This is a genomic window from Streptomyces hebeiensis, from assembly GCF_052983195.1.
Window position 1 is genome coordinate 4,843,038 of record NZ_CM129812.1, and the last position, 20,649, is coordinate 4,863,686.

The following is a 20,649-nucleotide window of genomic DNA, read 5'->3' on the forward strand; positions in this document are numbered from 1 at the left end:
TCTGTGATCCGCGATTTAGGGTCGCGCGGCCCACGGAGATAACCTGCGAGACGGACATGCCGCGTACCGGACAGCGCGTACGCCTCCCTCTGTGACGGCGTAGTCACGTTGCCCTCCGCGGCACGCCCACGCAGACAACGAACCCGCGATCACCAGGCTGCGGTTAAAACGACAAGGGACGGACACGCGTGGACCTGTTCGAGTACCAGGCGAGGGACCTCTTCGCCAAGCACGGCGTACCGGTGCTGGCCGGTGAAGTCATCGACACGCCCGAGGCCGCCCGCGAGGTGACCGAGCGTCTCGGCGGCAAGGCCGTCGTCAAGGCACAGGTCAAGGTCGGCGGCCGGGGCAAGGCGGGCGGCGTCAAGCTGGCCTCCGACGCGGCGGACGCGGTCGAGAAGGCCGGCCAGATTCTGGGCATGGACATCAAGGGCCACACGGTCCACAAGGTGATGCTGGCGCAGACCGCGGACATCGCGGAGGAGTACTACGTCTCCTTCCTGCTGGACCGCACCAACCGCACCTTCCTCGCCATGGCGTCCGTCGAGGGCGGCGTGGAGATCGAGGTCGTCGCGGAGGAGAAGCCCGAAGCGCTGGCCAAGATCCCGGTCGACGCCAACGAGGGCTGCACCCCGGAGAAGGCCGCCGAGATCGTCGCCGCCGCGAAGTTCCCGGCCGAGATCGCGGACCAGGTCGCCGAGGTCCTGCAGAAGCTGTGGACCGTCTTCATCAAGGAAGACGCGCTCCTGGTCGAGGTCAACCCCCTGATCAAGTCCGGCGAGGGCAAGATCATCGCGCTGGACGGCAAGGTCTCGCTCGACGAGAACGCCGACTTCCGCCAGCCGGAGCACGAGGCCCTGGAGGACAAGGCCGCGGCCAACCCGCTGGAGGCCGCCGCCAAGGCCAAGAACCTCAACTACGTCAAGCTCGACGGCGAGGTCGGCATCATCGGCAACGGCGCCGGCCTGGTCATGTCGACCCTGGACGTCGTCGCGTACGCCGGTGAGGCCCACGGCGGTGTGAAGCCCGCCAACTTCCTCGACATCGGTGGCGGCGCCTCCGCCGAGGTCATGGCGAACGGCCTGGAGATCATCCTGGGCGACCCGGACGTCAAGTCCGTCTTCGTCAACGTCTTCGGCGGCATCACCGCGTGCGACGAGGTCGCCAACGGCATCGTCCAGGCCCTGGAGCTTCTCAGGACCAAGGGTGAGGACGTCACGAAGCCGCTGGTCGTGCGGCTGGACGGCAACAACGCGGAGCTGGGTCGCAAGATCCTGTCCGACGCCGACCACCCGCTCGTGCAGCGCGTGGACACCATGGACGGCGCGGCCGACAAGGCCGCCGAGCTCGCCGCCGCCGCATCGAAGTAAGGGACGAGGACTCCAACACCATGGCTATCTTCCTCACCAAGGACAGCAAGGTCATCGTCCAGGGGATGACCGGCGCCACCGGTATGAAGCACACGAAGCTCATGCTCGGTGACGGCACGAACATCGTCGGCGGTGTGAACCCGCGCAAGGCCGGTACGTCCGTCGACTTCGACGGCACGGCGGTACCCGTCTTCGGGTCGGTCGCCGAGGCCATCGAGAAGACCGGTGCCGACGTCTCCGTCGTCTTCGTGCCGCCGGCCTTCGCCAAGGCCGCCGTCGTCGAGGCCATCGACGCCGAGATCGGGCTGGCCGTCGTGATCACCGAGGGCATCGCGGTGCACGACTCCGCCGCGTTCTGGGCGTACGCGACCAGCAAGGGCAACAAGACCCGGATCATCGGTCCGAACTGCCCGGGCCTGATCACCCCCGGCCAGTCCAACGCCGGCATCATCCCGGGCGACATCACCAAGCCCGGCCGGATCGGTCTCGTGTCCAAGTCCGGCACGCTGACCTACCAGATGATGTACGAGCTGCGCGACATCGGCTTCTCCTCGGCCGTCGGCATCGGTGGCGACCCGGTCATCGGTACGACGCACATCGACGCCCTGGCGGCGTTCGAGGCCGACCCCGAGACCGACCTGATCGTGATGATCGGCGAGATCGGCGGCGACGCGGAGGAGCGCGCGGCCGACTACATCGCCAAGAACGTCACCAAGCCGGTCGTCGGCTACGTCGCGGGCTTCACCGCCCCCGAGGGCAAGACCATGGGCCACGCCGGCGCCATCGTCTCCGGCTCCTCCGGCACCGCCCAGGCGAAGAAGGAGGCCCTGGAGGCCGCGGGCGTGAAGGTCGGCAAGACGCCGACCGAGACCGCGCAGCTGGCGCGTGCGATCCTCGGCGGCTGACGGCTGACGGCTGACGGCTGACGCCTGATGGCCGGCCGTCTCCTCCCCGGCCACCGGCCGGTTCACCGAGCGGCCAACCGGCCACCGACCGGCCGAGCGGCCGAAGGGCCGGTTCTCCGGTCGTACGGCGCGGCGCCCGCACCGGTCGTACGGCGGATCCGCACCGGCCTCACGCGCGTGGACCCGCACCCCTGCTCCGGGGTGCGGGCCCACGCGCGTGAGCGGGGCCGGCCACCGGGCTCAGCGCGCCTCCGGTACGAGCCGGGAGGGCCCGTTCACCGGCTCGGCGCGGAGCTTCCGGCGCAGTTCCAGGTCCTGCTTGCTCAGCCGCTGCGGACCGCTCGACACCGGCACACCGCCGATCCGCTCCCCCGGAGACAGCGGCGGAATGTACTGCCGGGGGGCGGTGGCCAGCGTGAAGCTCGTCGCGCCGATGATCAGAACGGTGAAGGCGACGGCCGACCGGGTCAGCCGGCGTGCCCGCTGTTCGCAGGCGGTCCGTACCTTCCGGGGCTGCGGGATCGCCGCGGGCGCCGCCGCGCGGGTGAGGGCACCGAGGCGGGCGTGCAGCAGCGCGGGGTCGGCGAGCTCCGGCAGCCGTTCGGCCAGCGCCGCGCGGGCGTGCGTGAGCCGGCTCGCCGTGGCGGCGGTGCTCGCCTCCGTCTCGGCCGCCGTCTCCGGCAGGTCCAGGCCCAGTCCGTCGTAGAGCAGCACGGCGCGGCGGTACGCGGGCGGCAGGTCCAGCAGCGCCTCGCGCAGCGCCCGGTCGGCCGGCCCCTCGTCCCGCGCCGGCTCCACGGGCTGTTCCTCACGGCGCTTCCGTGCCTTCCGCCCGGCCCTGTCCGGTTTCCGGTCCGCCACGTCGTCCTCCTCGCGGAGGCGCCGCATGCGGTGCCAGGGCGACAGGGCGTACTCGTGGGCCGCGGCCCGTACCCAGCCCGCCGGGTCCCGGTCCGTCGCGACCTCCGGCCAGCGCTCCCAGGCGAGGCGGAAGGCGTGCTCGACGGACTCCTGGGACAGGCCGCGCAGCCCCGTCAGCAGATATGCCTGGTGCAGGAGGGCGGGGGCGTTACGGGCGTACAGCGCGTCGAACGCCCGACCCGGGGTCAGGGGGCCCACCTCGGTGAACGTGCCGAGGCGCATCTCCGTGTCGGCCGCCGCGCCCGAGTCGCCCAGCGTGTCCGGGCCGCCCGCCGCTGTGCCGCCGCTCCGTCCGGCTGTCGTCCCGGGTGTCTTCTCGGCCGTCCGCGGGGCCGTCCCCGTGGTGATGTACGGGGCCGCCGTGGGACGGGCGTCGCCGCCGGCGCGCTTGCCGCCCGCCGCGTCGGGGCGGGCCGCCTCGACGCCGGGCGCCGTGGTCCCCGGCGGCTTCGCCCCCCGCTGTTCGGTGCCGGCCCCCCGTCCGACGGCGTCCCGGTGGGCGGTACCACGGACGGCGGCACCACGGACGGCGGCACCACGGACGGCGGCACCACGATCGACGGCGTCCCGGTGGGCGATACCACGATCGGCGGCGTCACGGCCGGTGTTGTCACGGCCGGCCGGCCGGCCGCGCTCGCTCGACGCGGACGCTTCCGCGCTCCTCACGGTTTTCGTAGCCGCGCTTCCCGTTGTTCTTTCCGCTCCCTCCCCGGGTTTGGTCCGTCCGGGTTGCCGCGAGCGCGCCGCGGCCTTCCGGGGCTCGGCCACGCCTGCCGTCAGCAGCCGTGCGTACGCCTCGCCCTTCGGCCCGCGCGGACTGGTCCGGCCCCTCTCCCAGGACCGCAGAGTGGACCGGGAGACCCCCACAGCCGCGGCGATCTGCCGCTCCGTCATCGACCGTGCCTCACGCAGCCCGCGCCGTTCCTCGGGAGGGGGCAGCGAGGTGGCGGCGGCGCCTGCCCTGGCTCTCCGCGTGGTGTTCCGCGTCATGAACGACTCCCCGCAGCACTGTAATGGGCGAAAAAGCACATAAACGTATTTTGGGTGACACGACGATCTTTCGCCTGTTGCGCGCATACGGGGGGCGGCGTTGGCAGCATGTCGGCGTGAGCCAATTGACCGACCCCGCCACGACGTTGTCCCCGGCCTCCGCCCCGGCCTCCGTGCCGGCACGCGGCCGGGCCACCGCGCTGACAGCAGCCTTCCTCCGCGGAGTCGTCGCGGCGGGACTCGGGCTCGGCTCGTTCGCCGTGCTGGCGATGGCCGTCTGGATCAGCTCGCCGTACCCCGACCGGGGGCCGGGCGGCGCCCTGCACGTCGCGGCGGCACTGTGGCTGCTGGCCCATGGCGTCGAACTCGTACGCCCGGACACCCTTTCCGGGACGCCCGCGCCCCTCGGCGTCGTACCGATGCTGCTCGCGGTCCCGCCCGCCTATCTGGCCTACCGGGCGGCACGGGACGCGCTCGACGCCGACGAGGGCCGGCCGCAGCTCACCCTCTTCGGCGCCGTGGCCACCGTGACCGGTGGTTATCTGCTGGTCGGCGCGGGCGCGGCGGCGTATGTCACGGGCGGGCCGCTCACCGTGCGACCGCTGGGCGCGGCGCTCACGCTGCCCGTCGCCGTCCTGCTGTCCGCCGGCGCGGGCGCGTGGAAGGTGAGCGGACGGCTGCGTGGCCCGCTGCCGCTGTGGCTGCCCGGCGGCTTGCGCAGCCTGCTCGTACGGACGGTCTGGGCGTCCGCGTCCCGGCGCCGGACGACGGTGGCGACGCGCGCGGGTGCCGGGGCGGCGGCGGTACTGGTCTGCGCGGGCGCGCTGTTGACCGTGGTGTCGCTGGTGTGGCACGGCGGGGCGGCACACGCTTCGCTCACCCGGCTCGCGGAGGACTGGTCGGGACGGGTCGCGCTCGTGCTGCTGGGCCTGACGCTGCTCCCGAACGCCGCAGTCTGGGCCGTCTCGTACGGCCTCGGGCCCGGGTTCGCGCTCGGCACGGCGGCGACGGTCACCCCGCTGGCCGTCACCGGTACGCCCGCGCTGCCGCCGTTCCCGCTGCTCGCAGCCGTGCCCGACGGGTACGGTACGGTCGCGCACCGGGCGGCGGTGGCCGTCGCCCTCGTCGCGGGGCCGGCGGTGGCCTGGTTCACCGTACGGGTCGCGGCCCCGCCCTTCGCCGTGCGGGAGGAGGCCTGGCGCCCGGGCGAGACGGCCCTGACGGCGGCCCTCGGCGGGGTGGTGTGCGGGGGGCTGACGGCGGCTCTGGCCGCCGTCGCGGGCGGTCGGCTGGGGGACGGGGCCCTGGCGGTCTTCGGTCCCGTGTGGTGGCGGGCGGGTCTGGCGGCGCTGGTCTGGGCGGTGGCCCTGGGCGTGCCGTCGGCGCTGCTGCTCCGGGCCTGGCGGCTACGGGAACGGCGCGTGCGGCCGGTGAGGGAGCGGCCCGTACGGAGGAAGCCCACCCGGAGGAAGCCCTCCCGGAAGAAGCCGTTCCCGAAGGGGTCGGCGCGGAAGAGGGCCGAGCGGGTACGGCCCGTACAGGCGGGTCCCGGGGCGGGACCCGTACCGGAGGAGGCCGCGCGAGGAGCGGGGGAGGCGTCGCCCGGCGCCGATGTGAGGGGCGGGGCGGGCTCCGTACCGCAGCAGGCGTCGGCCGGGTGTGCGAAGCCGGCCGGGGAACCGGACCTTCTGGACCCGCCCGCGAGGACGACAGGCGGCGAGATCCCGGAGGCGAGCACCGAAACGGGTGGACCGGGCGGAGCGAGCGGATCAGGCGGTGCGGGACCGGACGCGACGGCGGGACCGGACGGGACGGCGGGACCGGACGGCCCCGGAGGCGCGGATCACGGCACGGACCCGGCCGACTGGCACGACCGCGGCGCGCGACAGGCGCGCTGGGCGGCCTTCAGTGCGGTGAGGGAGCCGTCCCTTTCCCGTCGGCACGTCCCCCGCACCGGCACCGATGCGGGGGCCGGCACGGAGGAGGACCGCGGAACGGCTCCGAGGCCGCCGTCGACTCTTCCTTTACTCCTTGACCCCGAAGACCGGGACCAGTGACTCCGGGAGCAGTTCGTTGCAGGACAGCTGGCCGGTCTTCGTCAGGGCGTCGTCCACACACGTGTAGTAGTCGCGGTAGGTCAGCTGGATCGTGAAGGTCGCCGCCACGATCGCCAGCGCCACACACGCCGTCACCAGGCCGCTGACGGCGGCCGTCGTCTTCTGCCGGGCCGCGCCCGAGGCCGTGCCGTAGGCCGGGTTCTGCCGGGGCTGTCCGGACGGCTCGGCGGCGCCGCCCGGGCGGGCCCCCTCCGGGCCGCCGCTCGCGAACGGATCGCCCTGGCCCGCCGAGCTCTTCGGCGACTTCTCGCGCAGCGAGCTGATGGCCCAGTACACCGCCAGGGCACCGAGCAACAGCGCGACCTGCGGGAAGTCGAAGAGGGCGAAGAAGAAGGCCCACATCCCGCCGAGCAGCGCGTAGCGGGCGCGCCGCTGGGCCGGGTCCGCGGGATCCCAGCGCAGCCCGCCGCCACGGCCTCCGTCGGGCCCCTCCTGGCCGTTCTGTCCGCCGCCGGTCCTGGAGCCGAAGCCGTCAGCGGAGCGGCCGGGCTGGCGGCTGCTCCACCGGCTGCCCCAGACGTCCTGCGCACCGGAGCCGGAGCCGGAACCGGAATCGGGGCCGGATCCTGAAACGTCCCCGGAGCCGCCGTTCCCGGGGCGCCGTGGCCGCCACGGCCGGTCAGGGGCGCCCTCGGGCGGCGGGGCGAAGGGGTTGTCGTCCGCAGGGGAGCCGGACCGGGATCCCGGACCGGACCCCGGGCCCGCGTCGGGGCGGGAGCCCGAAGCCTCCGACGTACCACCGGAACCACTGGCACCACCGGAACCACCGGCCGGCCCGGAGGCGCCACCGGGCGCCGCCGGGTCCCGCGAACCGGAGGTGTCCGAGGCGCCCGACGCCTCCGCGGGAGACGCCCCCGGTGACGAGGACTGGCGGTCACGCGGCAGCAGCACCGGCCCAGCGGGCGGCGTGAGGCGGCGTGCCGTGCGGCGGAGTCGGTCCTGCATCTGGTGAACGTCTTCCCCTCGTACCCGCCGCTCGCGAGGTCCGGTGCGCGGCGGGTCTTGTCTCGTACGGTCCGTCCCGGAGACGGAACCCTGTCCCCAGACGCTACCTCCCGGCCGAGCCCCCGTCCCGTGGGGGCCGCCCGGTGTGCCGGTATCGTTGCTGACGGTCGGCTCCTTCGTAGAGTTCCCCGTATCGGAGAACACGGTTCGTTCGTACGACCACACAAACGCCGCCGCACGACCCGCGAGGCTGTGCCCGCCCCGAGAAAGGCGCCCGTTGTGGCCTCCTCATCCTCCTCCGCCCCACCGCCCCCGGACTCCGTGCCGGCCGCGTCGTCCGCACCGGATGTCCCACCCGGGGCGCCCGCGGTGTCCTCGGCGGCTTCCGGATATTCCTTCCCCGGCGCGCCCGAGGGACGCCCGGCGCGGCTCGTCGTCCTCGTGTCCGGATCCGGTACGAACCTCCAGGCCCTGCTCGACGCGATCGGCGACGACCCCGACGCCTTCGGGGCGCGCGTCGTGGCCGTCGGCGCGGACCGCGGCTCCATCGCGGGACTGGAGCGCGCCGAGCGCGCCGGGCTGCCGACGTTCGTCCGCAGGGTGAAGGACCACGCGACGCGGGAGGAGTGGGACGCCGCGCTCGCCGAGGCGACGGCCGCGTACGCCCCCGACCTCGTGGTCTCGGCGGGATTCATGAAGATCGTGGGCAAGGAGTTCCTCGCGCGTTTCGGCGGGCGGTTCGTGAACACCCACCCCGCGCTGCTGCCCAGCTTTCCCGGTGCCCACGGCGTGCGCGAAGCGCTCGCGTACGGCGCGAAGGTCACCGGCTGCACCGTCCACTTCGTCGACGACGGCGTCGACACCGGACCGATCATCGCGCAGGGCGTGGTCGAGGTACGGGACGAGGACGACGAAGCCGCTCTCCACGAGCGCATCAAGGAAGTCGAGCGACGCCTGCTCGTCGAGGTCGTGGGGCGTCTGGCCCGGCACGGCTACCGCATTGAGGGACGAAAGGTAACCATCCAGTGACCGCCGAAGGTACGAAGCGCCCCATCAGGCGCGCACTTGTCAGCGTCTATGACAAGACGGGTCTCGAAGAGCTCGCCGGCGGGCTGCACGAGGCGGGCGTCACCCTCGTCTCGACCGGCTCCACCGCCGCGCGGATCGCCGCCGCCGGGATCCCCGTCACCAAGGTCGAGGAGCTGACCGGCTTCCCCGAGTGCCTGGACGGCCGTGTCAAGACGCTGCACCCGCGCGTCCACGCGGGCATCCTCGCCGACCTGCGGCTCGACGCGCACCGCGAGCAGTTGGCCGAGCTGGACATCGAGCCGTTCGACCTGGTCGTGGTGAACCTCTACCCGTTCCGCGAGACGGTCGCCTCCGGAGCCACCCCCGACGAGTGCGTCGAGCAGATCGACATCGGCGGCCCGTCCATGGTCCGCGCCGCCGCCAAGAACCACCCATCGGTCGCGGTCGTCACCAGCCCGGAGCGGTACGCGGACGTCCTCGGCGCGGTACGGGACGGGGGCTTCGACCTGCCGACGCGCAAGCGGCTGGCGGGCGAGGCGTTCCGGCACACGGCCGCGTACGACGTGGCGGTGGCGTCGTGGTTCGCGGATGCCTACGCGGCGGCCGACGCGGAGTCCGGCAGCGGCTCCGCCGCGGGAGCTCTCCCGGAGTTCCTGGGCTCGACGTACTCCAGGAAGAACGTCCTGCGGTACGGCGAGAACCCGCACCAGCCCGCCGCGCTCTACACCGCCGCCCGCGGCGGCCTCGCCGAGGCCGAGCAGCTGCACGGCAAGGAGATGTCGTACAACAACTACACGGACACGGACGCCGCGCGCCGTGCCGCGTACGACCACGCCGAGCCCTGTGTCGCGATCATCAAGCACGCCAACCCGTGCGGCATCGCGGTCGGCGCCGATGTCGCCGAGGCGCACCGCAAGGCGCACGCCTGCGACCCGCTCTCCGCGTTCGGCGGCGTGATCGCGGTCAACCGTCCGGTGTCCGTGGCGATGGCCGAGCAGGTCGCCGAGATCTTCACCGAGGTCATCGTCGCCCCGGACTACGAGGACGGCGCGGTGGAGGTGCTGGCCCGGAAGAAGAACATCCGGGTGCTGCGCTGCCCGGAGGCGCCCTCGGCCCCGGTGGAGGTCAAGCCGATCGACGGCGGCGCGCTGCTCCAGGTGACCGACCGCCTCCAGGCCGACGGTGACGACCCGGCGAACTGGACGCTCGCGACGGGCGAGGCGCTGTCCGGGGCCGAGCTGGCCGAGCTGGCCTTCGCCTGGCGCGCGTGCCGCGCGGTGAAGTCGAACGCGATCCTGCTGGCCAAGGACGGCGCGTCCGTCGGCGTCGGGATGGGCCAGGTCAACCGGGTCGACTCGGCCAAGCTCGCGGTGGAGCGGGCGGGCGAGGAGCGGGCACGGGGTGCCTACGCGGCGTCCGACGCGTTCTTCCCGTTCCCCGACGGTCTGGAGATCCTGACGGCGGCGGGCGTCAGGGCGGTGGTCCAGCCGGGCGGTTCGGTTCGTGACGAGCAGGTGGTCGAGGCGGCGGGCAAGGCCGGCGTGACGATGTACTTCACCGGGACGCGCCACTTCTTCCACTGAGCGACCGGGCCCGGGTACGGCCGGGCTCGTGCACGACCGGGCTCGTGCCCGCGAGCGGAAGGCCGCGCCCCTCACCTTCGAGGTGAGGGGCGCGGCCTTCGTCCTCGTCGTCACGGCCGCCGACCGTGTCGGCGTCAGTGGCGCGGGCGCTGGAACCAGGCCGCGCCGTCCTTGTTCGCGCAGAAGACGATGATCATGATGCCCAGGGCCAGGCTGATCAGGGCGAAGATGTTCAGCGTCAGCAGGCTGATGACGCTGGACAGCGTCACGAGCGAACCGTAGATGATCGCGGAGATCCGGATGCCGCCGCCTCCGGTGCCGAACTTCACGGCGGTGAGGATCGCCCACAGACCGAAGGCCAGGATGAGGACACCGGTGACGATGAGGATGCCCGTGCCGAAGTTCGCGGCGTCCTGGGTGTCACTGTCGTAGACGGAGGCGCTGTCGGACAGCTGCTGGCCGATCCACGCGCTGCCGACGAAGACGATGATGGCGCCGAGCACCTGGAGGCCGCCCAGGATGTGGAGCAGCACCCGGGCCGTCTTGACACCGCCCGGCATCTCCGTCGGACCGCCGGGCATGCCCGGGTAGCCCGAGCCGTACGGCTGCTGGACCGGCGGGGCCTGCGGATAGCCGTACCCCGGCTGCTGCTGCGGCTGGCCGGGGTAGCCGTAGCCCGACTGCCCCTGGGGCTGGCCGTAACCGGGCTGCTGACCCGGCTGGCCCTGCTGGCCGTACGGGTTGTTGGGGTCGCCGAAGCTCATGACGGGGTTCCTCCGTTGGTGGTGCGGGGACGGCACCGCCCGCGTGGAGGAACATCTCGAATGGAGCGGTCGTCCCCCGACGCCGGCCGCGCGCTGCGCGGTAATCGTGTTATCTGGCTTTTATTTTGTCCAGTCACTATCCGTGGGTGTTGTGCAAGTGCAACCTGTCGCGGAAACCCCCGACAGCGCCGTGGCCAGCACCGGCGACAACGGCGTGAACAAGGGCCTCACGGGGTATTTCCGGGCCCTGTCCGCAGGCCCGCGCCGTGCGCCGGCAGGGGCCGGGAACGCCTTTTCGGCGCCGGTGGCCGGATCACGACTGGGACCGAATTGGAACAGGAGCGGGGTCATCCGGGAGGATGGGGCCCATGACCGCCCAGATTCTCGATGGCAAGGCCACCGCAGCCGCGATCAAGTCCGATCTGACCGCCCGTGTGGCGGCGCTCAAGGAGCGGGGCGTGACGCCCGGCCTCGGGACCCTGCTCGTCGGTGACGACCCGGGCAGCCGCTGGTACGTGAACGGCAAGCACCGCGACTGCGCGCAGGTCGGTATCGCGTCGATCCAGCGCGAACTGCCCGGCACCGCGACCCAGGAGGAGATCGAGGCGGTCGTCGCCGAGCTGAACGCGAACCCGGAGTGCACGGGCTACATCGTGCAGCTCCCGCTGCCCAAGGGCATCGACACCAACCGGGTGCTGGAGCTGATGGACCCGGCCAAGGACGCGGACGGGCTGCACCCGATGAGCCTGGGCCGGCTCGTGCTGAACGAGACCGGGCCGCTGCCCTGCACCCCGTACGGCATCATCCAGCTGCTCCGCCACCACGGCGTCGGGATCAACGGGGCGCACGTGGTGGTCGTGGGGCGCGGTATCACCGTCGGCCGGTCGATCCCGCTGCTGTTGACCCGCAAGTCCGAGAACGCGACGGTCACGCAGTGCCACACCGGCACGCGTGACCTGTCGGCGCAGCTCAAGCAGGCGGACATCGTCGTGGCCGCCGCCGGGGTGCCGCACATCATCAAGCCCGAGGACGTGAAGCCGGGCGCGGCGGTCCTGGACGTCGGGGTGAGCCGGGACGAGAACGGCAAGATCGTCGGAGACGTCCACCCCGGCGTCGCCGAGGTGGCGGGCTGGATCTCACCGAACCCCGGCGGGGTCGGCCCGATGACCCGGGCGCAGTTGCTGGTCAACGTGGTCGAGGCGGCCGAGCGCGCCGCGGCCGACGCGGGCTGAGCCGGCGGGCGGACGCGGTACGGACACGATGCTGAAAGGGGCACCTGTGGGTGCTGGTACGAGCGCGGGGGACGTGACCGGCTCGGAGGCGGGGGCCGGATCCGCCGCGACCGGTGAGGCCGTCACGTCGGACGACACCGAGGACACCGCGCGGGGCGGCGGGGCCGAGGGCCGTACGGGGGCCGCCGGGAACGCACCCGGCGACGGGTCCGCCGACGGCGGGGCCGTGGCAGCCGGAACGACGGCCGCGGGGGCTACCGAGGCCGACGCGCAGGCCGGTACCGACGCTGACGACGCCGGTGCTGACACCGACGCCGGTGCCGACACCGGCCCAGGGACCGGGACCGGCGCCGGGGACGGCGCGGCGCGACCGGGCGCGCCGGGACGGACCAGGCGCGCCAGGCGGTTCTCGTTCACCCGGGACACCGCGCGCCCGGAGGGCGGCGGCCGGGCCGCGTCCGGGGACGCTCCCGCGCCGGCCCGGCAGTGGCCGCTGATCAGCGTGCTCGGGACGACCGGGCTCGGGCTGCTGACGGTCACCCTGCCGTTCGCCGAGGCGTTCCGCGTCGGCACGATCCTGGTCGGCGTGGCGCTCATCGGCGGTGCGGTTCTCCGCCGCGTGCTGCCCTCCGTGGGCATGCTGGCCGTACGGTCACGCTTCACCGACATGCTGACGTACGGTCTGCTGGGCGTCGCGATCGTGCTGCTGTCGCTGATGACGCAGCCCAAGCCGTGGCTGGAGATCCCGTTCCTGAACGACATAGTTCATTCGACGGTGCCGTGATGACCGACCGCTGAAGACCGAGCGCTGAGGACGTCTCGCCGAGCCGGACGGCTCACGCGTGACGGTGGGCCCGCCCTCCTGGTCAGGAAGGGCGGGCCCACCGCGTTTCCCCCGTTGTTCCCCCGTGTTCTCGTTCCCCCGTTCTTCCCCCGTTCCCCGGAGTTCCCCCGGTTCTTTCGCCGCCCCCCGGTTCTCCCCCGTAGATCTCCCGCCCGTTCCCCCGAGCGAGGGCAGGAGACCCGTTCCGTGCCGGTCAGCCGCAGTAGTACGAGCTCTGGCGCAGCTTCTTCCAGGTGTTCTTGCCGACGATGCCGTCGGCGGTCAGCCCGTTCTTCGACTGGTAGCGCTTGACGGCGGCCTTCGTGTTCGCGCCGTAGCGCCCGTCGACCCCGGCGGGGTCGCACTTGTAGCCCTTCAGCAGGCACTGCGCCTCAGCCACGGCAGCACCCTGGCTGCCCGTGTCGAGGACGGCCGTCATGGTCTTGCTGAACCCGGCGGTCCAGCCCGTGGTGCCGTCGGCCATGGTCGCCCGCTTGTACTGGGACGCCGTACCCGTACACGTGTACGCCGCCGTCTGCGTGACCCGCTGCTGTCCGGCCTCGCCCGCCGTGCCGGCGTGCGCGGCCGGCGCGAGGGTCAGCGTGCCGGCCACCAGCGCGGCCGACAGCATCCCCGTGGCAGCTCCCCTGCGTACGTTCATGGTGCCTTCCTCCCCCTGGGTCAGGAGGGCGGCGCGGGGTGGATCCGCGCCGCCCGGTGTGCACCACAGACTGTTCCGCGCCAGATCGGGGCAGCGCAAGACAAACCGGTGGAACTGGGCTTCCGTGGGACGTAGAGGGTTCGGACCTGCGGGGATGTCATGTCCCATGGGATGTCGTGGGACGGGCCGGGACGGTCGCGGCCGGGTGGCGAACTGTCCGGAAGCGAACGGGGCCCCGGACGGGCCCGCGACCCTGAGTTGGGCGCTTGTCGTCCCGGGGGAGGATGAGGGCGTGGAGCCCCCGGAGGGGTCCAGAGCACGCATGAGGTGGACATGCCGCGTTGGAAAGAGCTTCCGTCGGAACTGCCCGAGAGGGAACGTCAACTGATCGTCCAGTTGAGACGGTTGAAGGACCGCTCGGGGTGGGGACTGGCCGCGCTGGCGGCCAGGACGGGGTACAGCCGCTCCTCCTGGGAGCGCTATCTGAACGGGAAACAACCGGTGCCATTGGCGGCGGTGGAGAAGCTGGCACAGGTCTGCGGTGCCGACCCGACCCCGTTATTGGTCCTGCACGAAGTGGCGGCCGAGGTACGGGAGACGAGACCCGCGCCCGCCTCCGGAGAGCGGCCCGCGCCCGGAGAGCCGGCCGCCCCCGGTGAGCCGCCCGCGCCCGCCGGGCCGGAGCCCTCTCCCGCTGGGCCGGAGCCCGCCGGGTCGGAGCCCGAGTCGGAGCCCTCTCCCGCCCCCGAGGGCCGGCGGGCCCCGCGAGTGGTCCCGGTGCGGTACGCCCTCCCCGCCGCGGTCGTCGCCGCGGTCGTCGCCGCGGGCCTCGCCTTCGGCGGCGGTCTGCTGGCGGGCGGCGGTGGCGGGGACGGCGACGGCCGGGCGGCGGCCGCACGGACGTACGGACCGGGCCGGACGTACGACTGCGAGTTCAGCCGCAAGGACGGCGGGGTCTACGCAGGCCACAGCGTCAGCAGGGAAGTGCTCCTGGACACGAACGCGAGCGGCCGCGACGTCGTCGAGGCGCAGTGCCTGCTGCGGCGGCACGGATTCGACCCGGGGGCCGTCGACGGGCTCTACGGGCCGAGTGCTAAAGCCGCCGTACGGGACTTCCAGACCGCGCGCAAGCTCGTCGCCGACGGCATCGTAGGGCCCGACACCTGGGGGGAGTTGCGCCGGTGAGCGCGGTGCCACCGAAGGCCGCGGAGTGCGAACGGCTGGCGGCGGAGCTGCGCGCCCTGCGCGATGGTACGGGCCTGAGCCTGGCCGAGCTCGGGAAGCGCACGCCCTACAGCAAGTCGTCCTGGCAGCGCTACCTGGGCGGGACGAAGCCGACTCCCCGGCAGGCGGTCGAGGCGCTCTGCGCACTGGCGGACGAGCCCGCCGGGCGCCTGCTCGTCCTGTGGGAGCTGGCGGACGCGGCCTGGAGCGGCCGGGCCGGAACGACGACTGCGGCGGCGGCCGTTCCGGCGCCGGTTCCGGGGCCCGTTCCGTCGGACGCCGCGACGGCCGGGGGAGCGGGCGAGTCCGCTACGAAGACGTCCCCAGGGGCGTCCTCGGCGCTGTCCCCGGCGGTGTCCTCGACATCTGGACAGGAGAGATGGCCGTCCGCCGTACCGGTACCCGTGTCCGGGGGCGGGAAGGGCCGCTTCGGCGGGCCCGGACGGTCGCGGCTCCTCGTCCTCGCGGCGGTGGCCGTGACCGGCGGGTCCCTGCTCGCCGTGGCGCTGGCCAACGGTGACGGGACCGCGGGCACGCGGGGCGGTGCGGAACCGTCCACCGCGGCGGGGGAGGGGTGGGGCACGGCCACACCGGCGATGCCCGGTTGCGCCGGCCCGTCGTGCGAGGGCAAGCATCCGGAGGTCATGGGCTGCGGGGGTACCGGGATGGTGGACACGCTCCGTACGTTCTCCGCCGAGCACGGCCAGCGGCTGGAACTGCGGTACGGCAAGGCCTGTCACGCGGTGTGGGTCCGGGCGACCGGGCTCCGGCTCGGGGACGAGGTCACGCTGCGGGTGGGCGACCGGCCGGTGCAGAAGATCACGGCGCTCGCGCGCCGGGACACGGTGAACTACGTTCCGACGCCGATGGCGGCGGCGGACGACCCGAGCGACGCGCGGGTCTGTCTTCGCCCCGGCGCGGACGGCGCGGACGCCGGACAGGAGTGTTTCGGCCGATGACCGTTCCGCCGAGTGCGCGGAGCCGGAGACCGGAGTCGGAGGCCGGAGCCGGGGAACAGAAGCCGGAGAGCAGAACCGGAAGGGTGACGGCGCCCGTCCTCTCCCCCGAGCACAAGACGGGCGCCGTCGGTCTGTGCTGTTGAGATAAGCGTCACGGACACGCCAAACCCGTTCAAGGGCTCCCTGTGGCCTGTGGCACGGAAGTGACCATTCCGCCATGGTGTGATCAGCACGCGACGGATGCGAAACTGGTCCGGGGGATCGGCGCGCGTACGTTCCAAGGGGCATGAGCGCACGGACCGTTCACGCTGCCGGGCAGGGCGGCGGAACGGCCGCCGGGCGACGCGGCGCGGGGCACATCAGGCACGTGCGGGGGGACAAGGGGGAGGCGGAATGCCTCGTTGGAAGGCGCTACCGGACGGGATCGATCCGGAGATCAAGGAGTTCACCGGCCAGCTGCGCGGACTGGTGGACCGCAGCGGTCTGAGCATCGCGGCGGTGGCGGACCGGACCGGCTACAGCAAGACGTCCTGGGAGCGTTACCTGAACGGCAGGCTGCTCGCGCCCAAGGGCGCGATCGTCGCGCTGGCGGAGGTGACCGGCACCCAGCCGGTCCATCTGACGACGATGTGGGAGCTCGCCGAGCGTGCCTGGAGCCGGGCCGAGATGCGCCACGACATGACGATGGAAGCGATACGCATATCCCAGGCACGGGCGGCGCTGGGGGAGGGCAGCGTGTCGTCGGGGGTCGGAGAGGACCCTGGCGCGCGCCACCGCCGGGGTGCCGGAGCGAAGGGCCCGGGCACGCGGACGAAGCCGAAGGACGGGACGGGACGCGGGGAGCGTACGGAACCGGGTGCGGCGGGTGCGGGGGAGTCGGCGGGCGCGACGGGAAAGACGGGACCGGGAGGACTGGCCGAACCGGCCGGTTCGGCGGGAGCGGCCGGCGTGGCCGGCACGTCGTCGTGGCAGGCGCGGCCGCCCTCCGTACCGGTACAAGCGACTCCGCCGCCGGGGCATGCGCCCGGTCACGCGGCCGGAGCCCCGGGCGCCGCTCCCGCCGGCCCGCGGCGCGGGCGCCCCAAGGCGGCGGTCTTCGCGGCCGGTATCGTCGGCGCGCTGCTGCTGGTCGCGGCCGCGGTGCTGCTGACCGACATCGGCGGGGACAGCGGCGAGTCCACGCTGGCCGAGGAGTCCTCGCCCCCGCCGTCGCCGTCCAAGAGCGCGCCGTCGCTGCCGGCCGGGGTGCTGTGCTCCGGCGAGGACTGCACGGGCAAGGACCCGGAGGAGATGGGCTGCGGCGGGGAGTACGCGCAGACCACCAGCAACGCCACGGTCGGTACGGCCCTGATCGAGGTCCGTTACAGCGAGACCTGCGGGGCGGCATGGGCCCGGATCACCCAGGCGGTGGCCGGCGACGAGGTCCGGATCACTCAGGGCGACGCCCAGGAGGAGGGGGCCGGGAAGGCGCAGACGGGCTCGGTCGAAACGACCAACGACGCGTACACCCCGATGCTCGCGGTCCCGGACGCGGCGGCGGCCAAGGCGTGCGCGACGCTGGCCGCGGGACAGACGGGGTGCACGACGACGCCGTGACGACCCGCCGGGCCGAGCCGTCTCGTGCCCGCCCGCGGTGGACGGTCACGAACCCCGGTGCGCCGGGCCCCGTACGGCACGGGCCGCGGGGGCCCCGTACGGCGGGTGGCCCGTGGGTCGGGCGGCCGCGTACGGCACTGCGGCAGCAGCCCGCCACCGGCCACGCCCGCCCCGCGAGCCCGGCCCTCCGAGAGTCACGGCCACCCTGTGAGCCCCGTTCCTCGTGAGCCGCGCCACAAGGGGGCAGCGGTTCGGGCGGGGACGGTTCGGATAGCCTGACCGCTGGATGTCTCTTCACGTCAAGATTCAGTGCGCGGGGGAGATGTCCCGCACCAGGGGCAGGAAACCCCCACCGCCAGCTGTCTTACGGAGATCGCCATGACCCGCACTCCCGTGAATGTCACCGTCACCGGCGCCGCCGGCCAGATCGGCTACGCACTGCTGTTCCGCATCGCCTCCGGCCATCTGCTCGGCTCGGACGTGCCGGTCAAGCTGCGTCTCCTCGAGATCCCGCAGGGTCTCAAGGCCGCCGAGGGCACGGCGATGGAGCTGGACGACTGTGCCTTCCCGCTGCTCCGCGGCATCGAGATCACGGACGACCCCAATGTCGCTTTCGACGGCGCGAACGTCGCCCTCCTCGTCGGCGCCCGGCCCCGTACGAAGGGCATGGAGCGCGGTGACCTGCTCGCCGCCAACGGCGGCATCTTCAAGCCGCAGGGCAAGGCCATCAACGACCACGCCGCGGACGACATCAAGGTCCTCGTCGTCGGCAACCCGGCCAACACCAACGCGCTGATCGCGCGCTCCGCCGCCCCGGACGTACCGGCCGAGCGGTTCACCGCCATGACCCGCCTCGACCACAACCGCGCCATCTCGCAGCTCGCCGCGAAGACCGGCGCGGCGGTCTCCGACATCAAGCGCCTGACCATCTGGGGCAACCACTCCGCCACCCAGTACCCGGACATCTTCCACGCGGAGATCGCCGGCAAGAACGCCGCCGAGACCGTCAACGACGAGACCTGGCTGGCCGACACCTTCATCCCGACCGTCGCCAAGCGCGGCGCGGCGATCATCGAGGCCCGGGGCGCCTCCTCGGCCGCCTCCGCCGCCAATGCCGCCATCGACCACGTGTACACGTGGGTCAACGGCACGGCCGAGGGCGACTGGACGTCCATGGGCGTCGTCTCCGACGGCTCCTACGGGGTGGCCGAGGGCCTGATCTCGTCCTTCCCGGTCACCACCAAGGACGGCGCGTACGAGATCGTCCAGGGTCTGGAGATCAACGACTTCTCGCGCACCCGCATCGACGCCTCCGTCAAGGAACTGGCCGACGAGCGCGACGCGGTCCGTGAACTCGGCCTGATCTGAGTCGATTTCGGTCGGTGCGGATCGCTCCCGGTCGCTCCGGGCCGACCGGGAGCGACCCCGCACGAGGGCCAGGGCCCCGGCTCGCCGCGTGAAGCGGCCGGCCGGGGCTTTTTCGTATGCCCGGGGCCTTTTCGTGCGTCGGGGAGTGCCCGGTACGCGTCCGTCGGCGCTCGGGAAGCGCCCCGCGCGTACCCGCCACGCACTCCGTCACACGCACTCCGTCACACGCTCGGCGCCGCGTGACCGCGGGCCGCCGTGCCCGTTCTGTACCAGTTGCGCGTGACCCCCAGCACTTTCGGCCACCGGAAGCGCATGCTTCCTCCCCTCCGGGGCAGGCGCCGCAATCGCCAGTCAGTGCTGGTGAGCAACGTTCCGGAATGGAAGGCAAAGACGCGACGTGTCGGCACAACAGACGATCCACGTGGACGGAAAGTGGCGAAAAGCCGCCTCTGGTGCCACACGAGACATTCTCGACCCCGCGGACGCCACGGTCCTGGCCGTCGTGTCCGAGGGCGGGGCCGAGGACGCCGACGCCGCGATCGCCGCCGCGCGTACGGCCTTCGATCACGGGCCCTGGCCGCGTACCCCCGTGGCGGAGCGGGCCGGGCTGCTGCGCCGGACCGCCGAACTGCTGGTCCGCAATCGCGAGAAGATAGCGCTGCTGGAATCCCGGGACTCCGGCAAGACGCTGGAGGAGGGGCGCGTCGACGTCGACTGTGTCGCCGACGCCTTCCGCTACTTCGCGGACCTGGTGATGAACGAGAGCGGCGGCCGGGTGGTGGACGCGGGCTCCGACACCGTCCACAGCGTGGTCGTCCATGAGCCCGTCGGGGTCTGCGCCCTGATCACCCCATGGAACTACCCGCTTCTCCAAGCGAGTTGGAAGATCGCCCCGGCCCTGGCCGCGGGCAATACTTTTGTGATCAAGCCGAGCGAGATCACCCCGCTCTCCACGGTCGACCTGATCGACCTGCTCGCCGAGGCCGGCCTGCCGCCCGGCGTGGCCAACCTCGTGACCGGCGAGGGCGCCACCGTGGGCGCCCGGATGTCCGCCCACCCGGACGTCGACCTCGTCTCGTTCACCGGTGGGCTCGTCAGCGGTACGAAGGTGATGGAGGCCGCCGCGCCGGGCGTGAAGAAGGTCGCCCTCGAACTCGGCGGCAAGAACCCGAACGTCGTCTTCGCCGACGCCTGCGCCACCGACGAGGGCTTCGACACCGCCGTCGACCAGGCCCTCAACGCCGCCTTCATCCACAGCGGCCAGGTCTGCTCCGCCGGCTCCCGGCTGATCGTCGAGGAGTCCGTGCGCGAGCGCTTCGTCGCCGAACTGGCCCGCCGCGCGGCGCGCGTCCGGCTCGGCCGGGGCACCGAGGACGGCGTCGAGTGCGGCCCGCTCGTCTCGGAGCGGCAGCTGGCGCGGACCGAGGAGTACGTGGCCTCGGCGCTCGCCGAGGGCGCGGTGCTGCGCTGCGGCGGCAGGCGCCCCGAGGCCTCCGACGTCCGGCCCGCGGCCGGCTACTTCTACGAGCCGACGGTCCTCGACCAGTGCCACCGGGAGATGCGGGTCGTGCGGGAGGAGGTCTTCGGGCCGGTCCTGACCGTCGAGACGTTCCGTACGGAGGACGAGGCCGTCGCCCTCGCCAACGACACCGAGTACGGGCTCGCGGGCGGCGTGTGGAGCGCCGACCCGGGGCGCGCGCGGCGCGTGGCCGGGCGGCTGCGGCACGGCACCGTATGGATCAACGACTTCCACCCCTACCTCCCGCAGGCGGAGTGGGGCGGCTTCGGCAAGTCCGGCATCGGCCGGGAGCTGGGCCCCGCCGGGCTGGCCGAGTACCGCGAGTCCAAGCACATCTACCAGAACCTCGAACCGCGCCCGGTGCGCTGGTTCGCGGGCTGATCATCCCGTGCGCCGACGGGCGGTGCCGGGTCCCACCCCGGCCCGGCACCGCCCGTCGGCGCGCATGCCGGTGCACACCCCGGAGCGGTGCCGCCGGGCGCCCGGGGCGGGAGCGCTCCGCCCGCGCCCGGCGGTGCCCCGTAGCGGTGCTCTGTCGTGGTGACCCGTAGCGCTCACCAGTGCGCCCGCGCCGCCGGCGACCCGAACGGCACAACCGCTCACCCCGCCCCGCACCACCCTCCGGAAGAGGAGCCACACCACT

Annotated in this window: 16 protein-coding genes and 1 pseudogene; 12 read left to right on the top strand and 5 right to left on the bottom strand. The window is 73.2% G+C overall.

The features are described from left to right. Window positions 1-188 precede the first annotated feature (188 nt). Both sucC and sucD read left to right on the top strand, forming a co-directional pair. Window positions 189-1,370, top strand: a complete 1,182-nt coding sequence (sucC, locus tag ACU6P3_RS20850) for an ADP-forming succinate--CoA ligase subunit beta (RefSeq protein ID WP_447193609.1) — start codon at window positions 189-191, stop codon at window positions 1,368-1,370. Window positions 1,371-1,390: 20 nt separating this feature from the next. Beyond that, window positions 1,391-2,275: a succinate--CoA ligase subunit alpha gene (sucD, locus tag ACU6P3_RS20855; protein WP_030747281.1), complete on the top strand. Its 885-nt coding sequence runs from the start codon at window positions 1,391-1,393 to the stop codon at window positions 2,273-2,275. Between the two features lie 240 nt (window positions 2,276-2,515). On the opposite strand, the gene ACU6P3_RS20860 is transcribed toward sucD, so the two are convergent. Both ACU6P3_RS20860 and ACU6P3_RS20865 read right to left on the bottom strand, forming a co-directional pair. Continuing rightward, entirely contained in the window at window positions 2,516-3,862 is a 1,347-nt protein-coding gene (locus ACU6P3_RS20860) for an RNA polymerase sigma factor (RefSeq protein ID WP_447197990.1), read from the bottom strand. A 105-nt stretch (window positions 3,863-3,967) separates the two neighbouring features. After that, window positions 3,968-4,273: pseudogene (locus ACU6P3_RS20865) on the bottom strand (helix-turn-helix domain-containing protein); the annotation flags it as partial. 29 nt (window positions 4,274-4,302) lie between these two features. On the opposite strand from ACU6P3_RS20865, the gene ACU6P3_RS20870 reads away from it, so the two are divergent. Next, window positions 4,303-6,243, top strand: coding sequence for a cell division protein PerM (locus tag ACU6P3_RS20870; protein WP_447193610.1), 1,941 nt, complete (start codon window positions 4,303-4,305; stop codon window positions 6,241-6,243). Here the strand turns inward: ACU6P3_RS20870 and ACU6P3_RS20875 are convergent. After that, window positions 6,211-7,248, bottom strand: a complete 1,038-nt coding sequence (locus ACU6P3_RS20875) for a hypothetical protein (protein ID WP_447193611.1) — start codon at window positions 7,246-7,248, stop codon at window positions 6,211-6,213. The two genes, ACU6P3_RS20870 and ACU6P3_RS20875, sit on opposite strands and share 33 nt — an antisense overlap. 369 nt (window positions 7,249-7,617) lie before the next feature. Here ACU6P3_RS20875 and purN point away from each other — a divergent pair, with 369 nt between their 5' ends. Next, window positions 7,618-8,277: a phosphoribosylglycinamide formyltransferase gene (gene purN, locus ACU6P3_RS20880; protein ID WP_344279223.1), complete on the top strand. Its 660-nt coding sequence runs from the start codon at window positions 7,618-7,620 to the stop codon at window positions 8,275-8,277. Next, entirely contained in the window at window positions 8,274-9,860 is a 1,587-nt protein-coding gene (gene purH, locus ACU6P3_RS20885) for a bifunctional phosphoribosylaminoimidazolecarboxamide formyltransferase/IMP cyclohydrolase (RefSeq protein WP_447193612.1), read from the top strand. The genes purN and purH overlap by 4 nt, the downstream gene beginning before the upstream one ends. A gap of 134 nt (window positions 9,861-9,994) precedes the next feature. Here the strand turns inward: purH and ACU6P3_RS20890 are convergent, their stop codons facing one another. Beyond that, a complete protein-coding gene (locus ACU6P3_RS20890; RefSeq protein ID WP_447193613.1) occupies window positions 9,995-10,624 on the bottom strand; it encodes a hypothetical protein in 630 nt (209 codons plus the stop codon). Between the two features lie 368 nt (window positions 10,625-10,992). Between ACU6P3_RS20890 and ACU6P3_RS20895 the strand changes: the two genes are divergently transcribed. Both ACU6P3_RS20895 and ACU6P3_RS20900 read left to right on the top strand, forming a co-directional pair. Continuing rightward, on the top strand, window positions 10,993-11,856 hold the full coding sequence (locus ACU6P3_RS20895; RefSeq protein ID WP_447193614.1) for a bifunctional methylenetetrahydrofolate dehydrogenase/methenyltetrahydrofolate cyclohydrolase: 864 nt from the start codon (window positions 10,993-10,995) through the stop codon (window positions 11,854-11,856). 46 nt (window positions 11,857-11,902) lie between these two features. Next, complete coding sequence (locus ACU6P3_RS20900; RefSeq protein WP_447193615.1) at window positions 11,903-12,640, top strand: DUF3017 domain-containing protein; 738 nt, start codon at window positions 11,903-11,905, stop codon at window positions 12,638-12,640. A 253-nt stretch (window positions 12,641-12,893) separates the two neighbouring features. On the opposite strand, the gene ACU6P3_RS20905 is transcribed toward ACU6P3_RS20900, so the two are convergent. Next, on the bottom strand, window positions 12,894-13,340 hold the full coding sequence (locus ACU6P3_RS20905; protein WP_447193616.1) for a peptidoglycan-binding domain-containing protein: 447 nt from the start codon (window positions 13,338-13,340) through the stop codon (window positions 12,894-12,896). Between the two features lie 333 nt (window positions 13,341-13,673). Between ACU6P3_RS20905 and ACU6P3_RS20910 the strand changes: the two genes are divergently transcribed. The 5 genes from ACU6P3_RS20910 (at window position 13,674) to ACU6P3_RS20930 (ending at window position 20,387) form a co-directional block, all read left to right on the top strand. Beyond that, window positions 13,674-14,525 (top strand): helix-turn-helix domain-containing protein, encoded by an 852-nt coding sequence (locus ACU6P3_RS20910; RefSeq protein ID WP_447193617.1) that lies wholly within the window; start codon window positions 13,674-13,676, stop codon window positions 14,523-14,525. Beyond that, entirely contained in the window at window positions 14,522-15,523 is a 1,002-nt protein-coding gene (locus tag ACU6P3_RS20915) for a helix-turn-helix domain-containing protein (RefSeq protein ID WP_447193618.1), read from the top strand. The genes ACU6P3_RS20910 and ACU6P3_RS20915 overlap by 4 nt, the downstream gene beginning before the upstream one ends. Window positions 15,524-15,916: 393 nt before the next feature. Further along, window positions 15,917-17,119, top strand: a complete 1,203-nt coding sequence (locus tag ACU6P3_RS20920; RefSeq protein WP_447193619.1) for an XRE family transcriptional regulator — start codon at window positions 15,917-15,919, stop codon at window positions 17,117-17,119. A 378-nt stretch (window positions 17,120-17,497) separates the two neighbouring features. Continuing rightward, window positions 17,498-18,487, top strand: coding sequence for a malate dehydrogenase (locus tag ACU6P3_RS20925; protein ID WP_352084242.1), 990 nt, complete (start codon window positions 17,498-17,500; stop codon window positions 18,485-18,487). A gap of 397 nt (window positions 18,488-18,884) precedes the next feature. Further along, a complete protein-coding gene (locus ACU6P3_RS20930; RefSeq protein ID WP_344283529.1) occupies window positions 18,885-20,387 on the top strand; it encodes an aldehyde dehydrogenase family protein in 1,503 nt (500 codons plus the stop codon). Window positions 20,388-20,649 lie beyond the last annotated feature (262 nt).